This window comes from Dokdonella sp. (assembly GCF_035511235.1).
Taxonomy (GTDB): Bacteria; Pseudomonadota; Gammaproteobacteria; order Xanthomonadales; family Rhodanobacteraceae; genus Dokdonella.
Map to the genome: position 1 here is coordinate 51,116 of NZ_DATKFQ010000033.1, position 13,272 is coordinate 64,387.

Genomic DNA, 13,272 nt, shown 5'->3' on the forward strand with positions numbered 1-13,272 from the left:
GGGACCGCGTCGCTTGCCATCGCCCGGGGGCTGGACTAGCCTCGACCAGCGACCATCCGCCGGCGTTCAGCGTCGAACCGATGGCACGCTCCCAGGTACTGCTGCACAGCGAGGTCGGCCCATGGATTCCAAGCGCATATTGCTGGCGGTTGCCACGATGTTCTCGGCGACCATCGCCACCGGCCAGGAAACCCAGGTGACGCTGCAGGTCGAATCGGGCACCGTCATGACCAGTCGGGGCGGACCGTTCGCTCCGGCCGCCAGTGGTGCGCGGCTGAATGCCGGCGACCGCGTGATGCTGTCCGATCAAGGATCGGTCCGTCTGATCTACGGCGACGGCTGCAGCCGGGAGCTGACCGCGCCCGGCGTCTACGCGGTAGCGCCGACCTGCGCGGCCGGCACCGTGGCCGCATCGGGTGGCAGCGTCGGCTTGCGGACCGGCGCGCTGATCACCGGCGTTGCGGTGGCGGGCGTGATCGCGGTCGTCGCCGATGCGCATGACGACGACGCGCAGCCGATCAGCCGCTGAGCGACCGATTCCGACGCCTCGACACGCCGACACCGGAACGAACGCCATCCCCGGCGGCGCGTCCCGGTGTTGGGCATCGCGTCGCCCATGACCGGCTCGCTGCTCGCCGGGCGCCGGGAGACGGCGCTGACGCTATGGGCGCTCGGTGCACTGCTGACGATAGCGGTGGCAACCGGCGGTAGCTCGCATCCCGCCGACGCCGGCCCGCCGCTGGCACCTTTGCTCGCATTGCCGCTGATCGGCTGGGCCGTCCATCGCCTGCTCGGCCAACCGCAGCTGGCCGTGTCGACACGGGTCTGGATCGCTCTGGCCCTGCTGCTGATCGCGCTGCCGCTGCTGCAATGGCTGCCGCTGCCGGGCCATCCGGCCGCTGCAGTCGCGGGACGGGCCGCGCTGGAGGCGGACCTGGAGCGAATGGGCGTGGCGGCGTCGATCCGGCGCATCTCGCTGTCGCCGTGGAACACGCTGGCAGCGGCCTGCGCGCTGCTGCCGGCCCTGGCGATCTTCCTGCTCTGTCTCGCGGCGCCGCAGGGCCTGCACCGCCGCCTGCCGTGGCTGTTGATCGCGCTCGCATTGCTCAGCCTGCTGCTCGGCATCGTCCAGCTCGGGTTGCCGGCCGACCACGCGCTCAATCCGTTTCCGCAGTGGCGGCCGGCGCTCGGCGGCTTCTTCGCCAATCCCAACCATCAGGCCACGTTGCTGGTGATCGGCGCCACGCTCGCTGCCGGCCGTCTCGCGGCGGCGCTCGATCCGCAGGCCGCGAGCGGCCACCGACGCTACGCGCGCGCCTATGTTCCGGCGCTGGCCTTGCTGCTGACGGCGTGTGCCGTGCCGCTGACCGGCTCCCGCGCCGGGGTGATCCTGCTGATGCTGTCCCTGGGCGCAACGGCGGTATGTCTGTGGCCGTCCGGGCGCGGCCGGCGCGCGAGCGCGACCGCCGCCGGCATCGGCGCCATCGTTCTGATCGGCGGCCTGGTCGCGTTGCGCTGGATGGGCCTGGATGCGATCGGCGACCTGCGCGGCCCGCTGCGCGCGACGACGCTCGAGGTGGCCGCGCGCTTCGCGCCGACCGGCAGCGGCATCGGCAGCTTCGTGCGAGTATTCGAGCAGGAAGCGCCGCGGGAACTGCTGATGCGCGACTACGTCAACCATGCCCACAACGAGTATCTGCAGTGGTGGCTGGAAGCCGGCGTACCGGCGCTCGTGGCGATGGCGCTCGCGGCCGTCGCGCTCGCGCTCACCGCACGCGGCCTGGCACTGCGCCGCGCCGCGGAGCGCGCCGACGGCGTCGCCGCGCTGATCGCGCTGCTGGCGATCCTGGCGCACTCCACGGTCGACTATCCGCTGCGCACGCCCGCGCTGCTGGCGGTCGCGGCCGCCCTGGCCGGCATGGCCGCCGCCGAGGCGGCGGGCGGGTCCGTCCGATCGCAGCGCCGCGCCATTTCGGCATGACGATCCGGGCGCTGCTGAGCGGCGATGCCGGTCCGGGCAGCGGGCTGGCGCTCGCGCGTGCGGTGGCCGGCAGCGCCGGCCTGCGCCTCGGCGGCATGGCATTGGGGTTTCTGGTCGGCGTGCAGCTGGCTCGCGGCCTGGGCACCGCCGGCTACGGCATCTACGGCATGGCGATGTCGATCATCGCGCTGCTGACCGTGCCGACCGAACTGGGCCTGCCGCAACTGCTGACGCGCGAGGTCGCCTCGGCGCAGGCGAAAGCGGACTGGGCCCGTCTGCGCGGCGTCATCGGCTGGTCGGTCCGTACCGTGCTCTGGACGTCGCTGCTGATCGCGACGGCGATCGTCGCCTGGACGTGGGGCTACGGCCGCGATCTGATGCCGGGCACGAACGCGGCGCTGCTGGCCGGACTGGCACTGGTTCCGCTGACCGCACTCGGCAACGTCGCCGGCGCGACGCTGCGCGGCCTGCACCACGTCGTCAGCGGCCAGATATCGGAAGTCGTGCTGAGACCGGCCGCGTTCTGCGCGCTGCTGTTCGTCGCCTCGGCGCTCTACGGCCCGCTGACGGCGCCGGTCGCGATGGCGCTGGGCTCGGCCGCGGCCGGCATCGCGCTGGGCGCCGGACTGCTGATGGCGCTGCGCCGGCTGCCGGCCGAGGTCTCCCAGGTACGCGGCCGCGCCGACGCGCGCGTCTGGTGGACGAGTGCGGTGCCGATGGCGCTGACCGAGGGCATGCGCGTGCTGCAGGCGCATCTGGTGATCCTCGTGCTCGGCCTGATGGCGCCGGCGGCGACGGTCGGCCTCTACCGGGTCGCCAGTTCGACCGCTCTGCTGCTGGCCGTGCCGGTCACGCTGTTCAACATCGCGGCGGCGCCGACGCTGTCGCGTCTGCATGCGCTCGGCGACGCGCACCGGCTGCAGCGCCTGCTCGGCGGCATCGCCGGCGGCATGTTGATCGGCGTCGTCCTGCTCTGGTTGCCGTTCCTGGCAGCCGGCGAGTCGCTGATCGGCCTGCTGTTCGGTCCGGCCTATGCCGCCAGCGCCGCGCCGCTGGCGATCCTCGGCGCCGGCGTCGCAGCCAGCGCGTTCTTCGGCGCCAACGCCACGCTGCTCAACATGACCGGACATCAGCAGCAGGTGACGCGGGCATCCTCGATCGCGCTGGTGCTGCTCGCCGTGCTCCTGCCGCCGCTGATCTGGGCGGGCGGCGCCACCGGAGCGGCGGTCGCCAGCGTGCTGGCATCGACCGCTTGGAACGCCCTGCTCTGGCACGCCGCGCGTACGCAGCTCGGCCAGGACACGCGCGTCGTCGCGCTGCTTCGCAGCAGGCACCACGATGTGGCGTGAGCGTCTGCGGCCACGCCTGAAAGCCCTGCTGCCGCGCACGGTGCGGCGCGGCCTGCGCGCGTGCCTGCACTACCTGCAACGGGTGGGCCGCTGGCCGGTCATCCTGTGGCAGGTGCGCGGCGTCGGCTGGAGCGACCGCTGGATCCTGGTCCGGTCGGCGTTCGCGTCGATCGTCCTGTCGCTGCGCACGCCGCTGCAATGGCAGGATCCGGTCCTGCTCGCAGATGCCCAGGTGCATGTGCCGGGCGTGGGCCGTTTCATGCTGCGCGCGCACTCGGACGATCTGTGGCACGTGCTGCCATGGCGCGAGCAGGGCGTGTTCCGTGCCATCGCCGCCCTGCTGCACGCCGGCGACACTTTCGTCGACGCCGGCGCGAACATCGGCGTCTACACGATCCTGGCATCGCAGCGCGTCGGCGCCGGCGGACGCGTGATCGCCGTGGAGATGATGCCCGATACCGCCGACCGGCTCGAACGCCACATCCGTCTCAACCGGCTCGACAACGTCACGCTGGTCCGCAAAGCACTCGACCGCACCGGAGGACTCGCCGTCACGGCACAGGTGGAAGCGGGCAAGTACGGCAAGGCGCGGCTCGTCGACACCGCCGCAGCGGACGGGCAGGCCGCACGCGTGACGGTGTCGACCGTCACGCTCGACGAGATCGTGCCGCGCAGCGGACCGGTGCGCTTGATGAAGATGGACCTGGAGGGTGCCGAACTGGGCGCCCTGCAAGGCGCGTCCGCGTTGCTGGGCCGGCTCGATCATCTGATCTACGAAGCCTGGGGCAATGCCACGCCGGCGCTCGAGCCGGTCGACGCGCTGCTGGCCGGACTCGGCTTTTCGATCCGCGCGATCGACGGCAACAACCGCCTGGCCAGCAGGCCGCGCGCATGAGCGAATCCGCGGCGCGGCCCCGCATCGCCGTGTTGCTGCCCGATCTGCGTCCGGGCGGTGTCGAGCGGATGCGCATTGTGCTGGCGCAGGTGTGGCTGGCGCGCGGCTGCGACGTCGATTTCGTGGTGATGCGCGACGAAGGCGCGCTGCGCGACGCGCTTCCCGAGCGCGCACGCCTGGTGGTGCTCGGCGCGCCGCGGATCCGCGGCGTGCTCGTGCCGCTCCGTCGCTACCTGCGCCGGACGCGGCCGGACGCGCTGCTGGCCGCGATGTGGCCGCTGACCGTGGCGGCCGTGATCGCGGCGCGTTCGCTGCTGCCGGCCGTGCGCGTCGTGGTCAGCGATCACGCGATGCTGTCGGACGCTTACCAGGATCGCGGCCGGCTGCACCGGCTCGCGCTGCGCGCGAGCATGGCACTGAGCTATCGGCTGGCGGCTGCGCGGATCGCCGTCTCCGCGGGCGTCGCGGCCGACCTGTCGAGGCTGTCCGGCCTGCCCGTGCGCCGCTTCGAGATCGTCCACAATCCATCGGCAGGACGCATCGACGACGCGACGCCCGGCGATACGGCACCGGTACCGGCCCGCCGCCGCGCCGGCCCGCTGATCCTCAACGTGGGCACCCTGAAGGCGGTCAAGGACCATGTCCTGCTGATCGACGCCTTCGCGCGTCTGCCGGAACGACTGAACGCTACGCTGTGCATCGTCGGCGACGGTCCGCTGCGCAGCCAGCTCGAACGCCACATCCGCGACAGCGGACTGAGCGGCCGCGTGTCGCTGGCGGGCTTCAGCGCCGATCCCACCGGCTGGTACCGGCAGGCCGACGTCTTCGTGCTGTCCTCGCGGCACGAGGGTTTCGGCAACGTGATCGTCGAAGCGCTTGCTCACGGGGTGCCGGTCGTCAGCACCGACTGCCCGTCCGGACCGCGCGAAATCCTCGCCGGCGGACGCCATGGACGCCTCGTGCGCATGGGCGACCCCGACGCGCTCGCCGCCGCGATCCTCGACACCCTGCAGGCCACGCACGATCGCGCGGCGCTGATCGCGCGGGCGCGCGATTTTCTGCCGGAGCGGATCGGCGCGGCCTATCTGCGGCTGCTGCTGCCGCAGGCCTGCGAGGCACCGGCATGAACGCACCGGTGCTCTACATCACCTATGACGGGCTGCTCGAACCGCTCGGACAGTCACAAGTGCTCGCCTATCTGGAACGGCTGGCGGCCGACCGCGAGGTGCACCTGCTGAGCTTCGAGAAGCCGGCCGACTGGCGCGACCGTGCCGCCCGCGAAGCGCTCGCCGCGCGCGTGCGCGCCGCCGGCATCCGCTGGCGTCCGCTGCGATACCACAAGCGCCTCTCGGTGCTGGCCACTGCCTGGGACGCCGTTCGCGGCATCGCGTTCGGCCTGTGGCTGATCCCGCGCGCGCGCATCGGCATCGTCCATGCACGCAGCTACGTGCCGGCGGTGATGGCGCTGGCACTCAAGCGGCTGACCGGCGCGCGCTTCGTCTTCGACATGCGCGGATTCTGGGTCGACGAGCGCGTCGACGGCGGCCTGTGGCCGCGCGACGGCCTGCTCTATCGGATCGGCAAGCGCTTCGAACGCCGCCTCCTGCTCGCCGCCGATCACGTCGTATCGCTGACGCAGGCTGCGGTGCGGCAGATGGAGCGCTTCGATTACCTGCGCGGCCGCATGCCGCCGGTCACGGTCATTCCCACCTGTGCCGACCTGAACCGGTTCCGTCCGTCCTCGCCGCCCGAGGCGGACTTCGTGCTCGGCTACGTCGGCTCGGCCGGCACCTGGTACCGGTTCGACGCGGTGGTCGCGAGCTTCGCGGCGCTCCGATCGCACCTGCCGCGGGCCCGGCTGCTGATCCTGAATCGCAACGAGCACGATTACATCCGCCGCTGCCTGAGCGAGGGCGGCATTCCCGACGCGTCCGTCGAACTGCGCGAAGCGTCTCCCGCACAGGTGCCGCAGCAGATGGCGCGCATGCACGCGGGCGTCTTCTTCATCAAGCCGGTGTTCTCCAAGCAGGCCTCCGCGCCGACCAAGCTCGGCGAGTTCCTCGGCTGCGGGGTGCCGTGCCTGACCAATGCCGGCGTCGGTGACCTGACCGACATCCTGCACGGCGAAAAGGCCGGCGTGGCCGTGACAGATCTCGAGCCCGACGCATTGCGCGACGGCATCGACGCCCTGCTCGAGCTGCTGCGCGACCCGACGATCCGGGCGCGCTGCGTCGAGGCGGCCCATCGCCATTTTTCGCTGGACGAAGGCGTCGCCCGCTATCGGGCGGTGTATCGCAGCGTCCAGGAAAGCCGCCCATGCGATTGCTGATGCTGACCCGCTACGGTCCGCTCGGCGCGAGCAGCCGGCTGCGTTCGCTGCAGTACCTGCCCGCCCTGCGCGCGGCGGGCATCGAGACGGAGGTCTCGTCGCTGCTCGACGACGGCTACGTCCGGGGCCTCTACACCGGCCATATCGCGCCGGCCGGCGTCGCCGCCGCCTATCTGCGGCGCTGGCGGCGGCTGCGCCATGCAGACCGCTACGATCTGATCTGGATCGAAAAGGAAGCCTGGCCCTGGCTGCCCGGATGGCTGGAACGCGCACTGCTGGGCCGCGGCACGCGTCTGGTGCTCGACTACGACGATGCGCTGTTCCATCGCTACGACACCCATCGCTCGCGCTGGGTCAGAACCGTGCTCGGCTCGAAGATCGACGGCTTGATGCGCCGTGCGGATCTGGTCACCGCCGGCAACGACTACCTGGCAGCGCACGCGCGAGCTGCCGGCTGCCGCCACGTCGCGCGGCTGCCGACCGTCGTCGACCTGACGCGTTATCCGCTGCCGTCCCCGCGTGCGCCGGACGGACGGACCGTCGTGGTGGGCTGGATCGGTTCGCCGTCGACGGCCGGCTATCTTCGGGCGGTGGCCAAGCCGCTGGCATCGCTGCAGGCTGCCGGACGCATCCGCTGCGTGGCGATCGGCGCACGCCCCGACCAGGTGGAGGGGACGCCTTTCGAAGCCGTGCCGTGGCACGAGTCGACCGAGGCGGAGCAGCTGCGGCAGTGCGACATCGGCATCATGCCGCTTCCCGACGGCCCCTGGGAGCGCGGCAAGTGCGGCTACAAGCTGATCCAGTACATGGCATGCGGGCTGCCGGTCGTCGCTTCGCCGGTCGGCATCAACGTCGAGCTGGTCGCCGACGGCGAACGCGGCTGGCTGGCCGCCAACGTCACGCAATGGAGCGAAGCGATCGCCCGGCTGGCCGCCGATCCGTCGCTGCGTCGGCGGATGGGCGAAGCCGGACGCGCGCTGGTCGAGCGCCACTACTCGCTGCAGGTACAGGCCGGCCGGCTGATCGAGCTGCTGCGCCTTACCGCCCGTGCGGAATCGGTCGCATGAGCGAGGCGCTCGAGAATCCGGTCCCGGCGCGCCGCCGCGTGCATCGACGCTCACCGTGCCGGTCCGCGGCGGCGGTGCGGCCGCCGTCGAATGCGGCGGACGGCGCAAGGCGCCAGGCGACGCGCGCCGATGCGGCGTGGCCGCCGTCCCGTATCGTCCATGGCGATCCGGCCGCGTCGCATCGCTCGACTACAGCGGCGCGCTGCCGCAGCGCCCGGGCGCGCCGCACCGACCCGGGACGCGAGGCGGACCTCGCACCGTCAGCGGGGCCGCGCTGATGTGGCCGTACTGGCTGATGTTTCTGGTGCCGGTCTGGGCCGTGCTGCAGCCGCGCCGCCTGCCGGCGCGCCAGGCCTATTGGGTCTGGGTGGCGGTCGGCCTGCTGTTCGCGGCGATGATGGGGCTGCGCCACGAGGTCGGCGGCGACTGGTTCAACTATCTGCCGCACTTCCTCGATACCCAGCGCCAGACGCTGGCGGAAGTCCTGACGCGTTCGGACCCCGGCTACTATCTGCTCAACTGGTGGGTCGGCCGGCTCGGCGCCGACATCTATCTGGTCAATCTGCTGTGCGCGATGGTGCTGATGTGGGGCACCGTCGTGTTCTGCCGCAGCCAGCCGCATCCGTGGCTGGCCCTGCTGGCCGCGGTTCCGTACATGCTGATCGTGGTCGGCATGGGCTATACGCGGCAGTCGGTCGCGCTCGGCTTCGCACTGCTGGGGCTGACCGCGCTGGGCCGGGGAAGGCCGCGCAGCTTCATCGGCTGGATCGCCGTAGCGGCGCTGTTCCACAAATCGGCCGTGCTGCTGATGCCGATCGCGGCGCTGGCCGCCACGCGCAACCGCATCCTGACGGCGGTCCTGGTGACGGTTGCGACCGCACTGACCTACTACCTGCTGCTGGCCGATACGGCCGAGGCGCTCTGGGTCAACTACGTCGAAGCGCAGTACCAGTCGCAGGGCGGTGCGATCCGCGTGGCGATGAACGCCGTCCCGGCGCTGCTGCTGATCGCGTTCCGGCGCCAGCTGGCACCGGAGCGGCAGGAGCGGCGGCTCTGGCTGTGGATGGCGGCGTTCGCGCTGGCGTGCGTGCCGCTGGTCGGCCTGGCGTCCACCGCGGTCGACCGCATCGCCCTGTATCTGATTCCGCTGCAACTGTTCGTGTTCTCGCGGCTGCCGCGCCTGACCGGCAGCGCGCGGGCGCGGACGCTGCTGGTGCTGGCGATCGCCGCGTACTATGCCGCGGTGCTGTTCGTCTGGCTGCACTTCGCCAGCCACGCGCAGTACTGGCTTCCGTACCGGTGGATGGCTCCGTGAGCGCTGCGGCCGTGAAGATCGTGCTGTTCGCCAATACCGACTGGTATCTGTACAACTTCCGCCGGGCGCTGGCGCTGGCGCTGCGCGAGGCCGGGTACGAGGTCGTGCTGCTGTCTCCCGCGGGTCCCTACGGCGCACGGCTGGAGGCCGAAGGCCTGCGCTGGCAGCCGGTGCCGATGAGCCGCCGCAGCCTCAATCCGCTGCGCGAGGCACGGTTGCTGCTGCATCTGGCCGCGCTGTTCCGCCGCGAGCGTCCCGCCCTCGTCCACGGCTTCACGATCAAATGCGCCGTCTACGGCGCGCTGGCCGCGCGAATGGCGCGCGTCCCGGCGCGGATCAGCGCCGTGGCGGGCATGGGCTACGTGTTCACCAGCACCGACCTCAAGGCGCGCCTGCTGCGCCCGCCGCTGCGCGGGCTGATGCGCGCGGCATTCGACGGCGCGAACGCCCGGGTGATTCTTCAGAATCCGGACGACGCGAAACTGTTCCGCGAGGCCCGCCTGGCCGACGCCCGCCGCATCGTGCTGATCCCGGGCTCGGGCGTGGACTGCACGCGATTCGTGCCGGAGCCGATGCGAGGCCCGCCGCGCGCGCCGTTTCGCGTGCTGCTGGCGGCTCGCCTGCTGTGGGACAAGGGCGTGGCCGAATACGCGGCGGCCGCGCGCCTGCTGCACGCGCAGGGGCGTGCGATCGAGTGTCTGCTGGCCGGAGAGCCCGATCCCGGCAATCCGGCCGCGGTGCCCGAGGCGACCGTGCGCGAATGGGACGCGAGCGGCGTGCTGCGCTGGCTCGGCCATGTGGAGGACATGCCGGCACTGCTGGCCACGGTCGATCTGGTGGTGCTGCCGAGCTATCGCGAGGGCCTGCCCAAAGGCCTGATCGAGGCCGCCGCCTGCGCCAAGCCGCTGATCACCACCGACGTGCCGGGCTGCCGCGACGTGGTCGAGCACGAAGTGGACGGCCTGCGGGTGCCGCCCCGAGACGCCGCCGCACTCGCCGGCGCGATCGCCCGCCTGCACGACGACCCGGACTTGGCGACACGCCTCGGCCGGGCGGCGCGCATCAAGGCGTCGAGCACGTTCGACGAACGCATCGTGATCGAGCGCACGCTCGCGGTCTATCGCGAGCTGATCGGCTCGACGCACCGCAATGTATACAGATAAAAAAGTCCATTTCGCCGAATCGACGGGAAAACAGTGAACTCCAGCCGGTTTCGGCGGATGAGGTTTCGATAGCATCGGGCGACGTCGTCGACTTGCGGAGGCGACATGAGTCTTTTGCTGGAATACACGCTCGAGGCGACATCGATCTTCATCGTCACGGGCGTGCTGTTGAAGGCGCTGCATCCGCTGGCGCTGCAGTGGAAACTGCTCGACCTGCCGCACGGCCGCAAGGATCACGCCTATGCCACGCCGGTCACCGGCGGCGTCGCGATGCTGGCCGGCGTGCTGCTGATCAGCATCTGGGATCTGGGCCGCTCCGCTCCGACCACCATGGTCTCGTTCTCGCTGGCCGCGATCGTGCTGAGCGCGGTCGGCCTCTGGGACGACCGCTGCGACGTACGCTGGTACTGGCGCATCCTCGCGCAGATCGGGGCTGCGCTGATCATGATCTACGGCGCCGACATCCGCGTGGAGCATCTGGGCACGCTGTTCGGCCAGGAGCGCGTGTCGCTCGGCGTCTTCGCCGTCCCGTTCACGGTCTTCGCGACCGTCGGCATCATCAACGCCGTCAACATGATCGACGGCGCCGACGGCCTGGCGGGCCTGCTGGTCGCCGCCGCCCTGCTGATGCTGGCCCTGGCGGCAGCGCGCATCGGCAATTCGGGGCTGGCGCGGCACGCGCTGCTGGCAGCGTCGGCGGTAGCGGCGTTCCTGCTCTACAACATGCGCTTTCCGTGGCAGGTCCGCGCCAAGGCGTTCATGGGCAACGCAGGCAGTGCGTTGCTCGGCCTGCTGATCGCCTGGGTCTGCTTCCGTCTGACCCAGAATCCGCGTTATCCGGTGGCGCCGGTATTGGCGCTGTGGCTGCTGCCGGTGCCGATCATCGATTGTCTGGTGCTGACCGTGCGGCGCATGAGCCAGGGACGCTCGCCGTTCTCGGCCAGCCGGGAGCATGTCCATCACCTGATGCAGGACGGCGGCTTCGGACCGACCCAGTGTGCCCTGGTCCTGACCGTGGCGAGTCTGATCTGCGGTCTCGCGGCCGATCAGGCCCTGCACCTGGGCGTTCCGCAATCAGCACTCTTGATCGCATTCATCGCGGCCTGCGTCGCCTGGTACGCGATCAGCGCGCGCCGCCCGCGCGCCGTCGCGCTGTTCGGAAGAATGCGGCGGCGGCTCGGTATCGCCCATCCGCTGCACGCTGGCACACCGCCGGTCCGGCTCCAGGCCCCGCCGCCGGTGCGGCCCGCGCGCCTGCCGAAACGATAGCCCGGTCCCGCATGCCCTGCGCGGGCACACCCGATCACCGCCCGTTGATCGATCGCTCGTGAAGGCATGCATCGCCTGAGTCTGCCTCGACCGCACCGCGGCGATCGCTGCGCGGCGGCCTGGAAGCGTGCCGTCCGGCCGATGCGCCGTGCACCCGCCGGCGGTCGTGGTCGAACAGGAACGCCAGCGCCTGACCGACTTCACGACGACGCTGGAGGGCACTGCGCGAGCAGGTACGGCGGCTCGGCGAGGGCTGAAAGCTGCAGCGCGCAATGCTTGCCCCCTCCCGAGAGCCTTCCTAGACTCTTGCGCGGCTAGAAGGAGCCCTCGCGGGCACGGGCCGAATTTCGCGTCTCCAATCACAGGGAGTGAACGCAATCGTGAAGCGTCTTTTCTGTATTTTTCTACTCGCCGCGGCTTCCTTGGCTCAGGCCAACGACGTCAGCTGCACAGGCTGCACCGCCGCACAGTTCTCGAGCCAAGCGCTGGCGGCCGGATATGGACAGCACCGGGTGTACGACTTGAACGCGGGGGTCATCCGGGGTTACTCGGTGACCTGCTCCAACGAAGTCGTCAACGGCGGATCGCAGACGCAGAATATTCCGGGCGCATGCCCCGGCAATGGCGCGCTGGTCATCGAGGAAGTCGGCGTCGACAACTTGACGCTGCAGGCGTTCCAGGCTGTCCGCACCTTCTACGTGTCCAACGGATACGCGCTGGGAAACACGGTGGTCGATTTGCGGGACGAGTCACCATCCTCGGGTGGTGGGACGGTCTACGAATTCCTGGGCAGCTATCCGGAGCGGCAGGCGCTGTACGACTGGCTCCGAACCGGCTACTCGAACAACCACATCCTCCAGCAGTACAGCGCTGCCATTGCCCACAGCCTGTTGGCAGCACTGCAAATCCTGCCAAGCAATGCATTCATCGTCGAGATCATCTTCCAGGATGGCTCGAAGATTTCGGTCAAGTTCAAAACCGAAGACAGCACTTTCGAGATCGTGCCCGACTCGGCGCGCGACTCCAATGGCGTCGCAATTCCACAATCCAACCAGTCGCAGTATCAGGGGCAGTACAACTTCGCAAGCGGTTACGCTCGCGATCAATTCATTCGCCACCTGATCAGCATGGGCATCCCGGTCTCTCGCGGCAACGGCAATCGCGTGTCGTGCACATGGGATCTGGTCAACCTCACGCTCAGATGCGTCCCCAGTTGAATCCAGCTTTGGAACGAGTCGTTGATCCGGCTGATGTCTGGATGCGTCTTCGGGCCGGGAGCCGGTCAGGCTGACCCGACCCAGTCCGCGTAGCGGTCGACGAAGTCCTGCAGGAACTTGCGCGTGCCCTCGCTGCCGATCGTGCCGTCGGCGTCGATCGTGCCGTCCTTGAACTGCAGATAGACCTCCGGCTGCGGCAGCGTGTTCACGTCCAGATACGACAGCACGTTGCGCAGGTGCTGCTGCGCCAGCGCGCTGCCGATCGCGCCGGGCGATGCGCCGATCACCGCGGCGCGCTTGCCGGCGAACGAGTTGGTGCCCCAGGGCCGCGAACCGATGTCGATCGCGTTCTTGAGCACGCCGGGGATCGAACGGTTGTACTCGGGCGTCACGAACAGCAGCGCGTCGGCGGCCTCGACCTGCTGCTTGAGACGCTGGCACGGCGCCGGATAGTCGCCGTCGAAGGCCTGCGTGTACAGCGGCAGATCGCCGATCTGGATCGGTTCGAACGCGAGCGAGGACGGGGCGAGCTTCTCGATCGCCAGCGCGAGCCGGCGGTTGATCGATTCCGGACGCAGGCTGCCGACGAAGACGGCGATCTTGATCGTGCTCATGGCATGCACTCCTGACGGGACGGGAACGGCCAGCCTACCGCGTCAACGCGGCTCGCGCGCGCACCCCGAACGG

General features: G+C 70.3%; 13 protein-coding genes. 12 read left to right on the plus strand and 1 reads right to left on the minus strand.

From position 1 onward, the window contains the following. Positions 1-121: 121 nt before the first annotated feature. The 12 genes from VMR06_RS13325 (at position 122) to VMR06_RS13380 (ending at position 12,585) form a co-directional block, all read left to right on the plus strand. A complete protein-coding gene (locus VMR06_RS13325; RefSeq protein WP_325377045.1) occupies positions 122-529 on the plus strand; it encodes a hypothetical protein in 408 nt (135 codons plus the stop codon). An 87-nt stretch (positions 530-616) separates the two neighbouring features. Beyond that, positions 617-1,981 carry an O-antigen ligase family protein gene (locus tag VMR06_RS13330; RefSeq protein ID WP_325377047.1) on the plus strand — a complete coding sequence of 455 codons (1,365 nt, stop codon included), beginning with the start codon at positions 617-619 and terminating at the stop codon, positions 1,979-1,981. Then, entirely contained in the window at positions 1,978-3,330 is a 1,353-nt protein-coding gene (locus VMR06_RS13335; RefSeq protein ID WP_325377049.1) for an oligosaccharide flippase family protein, read from the plus strand. Before VMR06_RS13330 ends, VMR06_RS13335 begins: the two co-directional genes overlap by 4 nt. Beyond that, positions 3,320-4,225, plus strand: coding sequence for an FkbM family methyltransferase (locus VMR06_RS13340; protein WP_325377051.1), 906 nt, complete (start codon positions 3,320-3,322; stop codon positions 4,223-4,225). The genes VMR06_RS13335 and VMR06_RS13340 overlap by 11 nt, the downstream gene beginning before the upstream one ends. Next, entirely contained in the window at positions 4,222-5,352 is a 1,131-nt protein-coding gene (locus tag VMR06_RS13345; protein WP_325377053.1) for a glycosyltransferase, read from the plus strand. Before VMR06_RS13340 ends, VMR06_RS13345 begins: the two co-directional genes overlap by 4 nt. Then, a complete protein-coding gene (locus tag VMR06_RS13350) occupies positions 5,349-6,554 on the plus strand; it encodes a glycosyltransferase family 4 protein (RefSeq protein ID WP_325377055.1) in 1,206 nt (401 codons plus the stop codon). Before VMR06_RS13345 ends, VMR06_RS13350 begins: the two co-directional genes overlap by 4 nt. After that, positions 6,542-7,621: a glycosyltransferase family 4 protein gene (locus tag VMR06_RS13355; protein ID WP_325377057.1), complete on the plus strand. Its 1,080-nt coding sequence runs from the start codon at positions 6,542-6,544 to the stop codon at positions 7,619-7,621. The genes VMR06_RS13350 and VMR06_RS13355 overlap by 13 nt, the downstream gene beginning before the upstream one ends. Next, the gene (locus tag VMR06_RS13360) at positions 7,618-7,899 is read left to right on the plus strand and encodes a hypothetical protein (protein ID WP_325377059.1); all 282 of its coding nucleotides are present in this window, start codon (positions 7,618-7,620) and stop codon (positions 7,897-7,899) included. Before VMR06_RS13355 ends, VMR06_RS13360 begins: the two co-directional genes overlap by 4 nt. Further along, complete coding sequence (locus VMR06_RS13365) at positions 7,899-8,936, plus strand: EpsG family protein (RefSeq protein ID WP_325377061.1); 1,038 nt, start codon at positions 7,899-7,901, stop codon at positions 8,934-8,936. The genes VMR06_RS13360 and VMR06_RS13365 overlap by 1 nt, the downstream gene beginning before the upstream one ends. Then, positions 8,933-10,099: a glycosyltransferase family 4 protein gene (locus tag VMR06_RS13370; protein WP_325377063.1), complete on the plus strand. Its 1,167-nt coding sequence runs from the start codon at positions 8,933-8,935 to the stop codon at positions 10,097-10,099. The genes VMR06_RS13365 and VMR06_RS13370 overlap by 4 nt, the downstream gene beginning before the upstream one ends. Positions 10,100-10,204: 105 nt before the next feature. Continuing rightward, on the plus strand, positions 10,205-11,368 hold the full coding sequence (locus VMR06_RS13375) for an MraY family glycosyltransferase (protein ID WP_325377065.1): 1,164 nt from the start codon (positions 10,205-10,207) through the stop codon (positions 11,366-11,368). 380 nt (positions 11,369-11,748) lie between these two features. Then, positions 11,749-12,585 carry a hypothetical protein gene (locus tag VMR06_RS13380; RefSeq protein WP_325377067.1) on the plus strand — a complete coding sequence of 279 codons (837 nt, stop codon included), beginning with the start codon at positions 11,749-11,751 and terminating at the stop codon, positions 12,583-12,585. A 65-nt stretch (positions 12,586-12,650) separates the two neighbouring features. On the opposite strand, the gene VMR06_RS13385 is transcribed toward VMR06_RS13380, so the two are convergent. After that, entirely contained in the window at positions 12,651-13,199 is a 549-nt protein-coding gene (locus VMR06_RS13385) for an NADPH-dependent FMN reductase (RefSeq protein ID WP_325377070.1), read from the minus strand. Between the last annotated feature and the right edge of the window lie 73 nt (positions 13,200-13,272).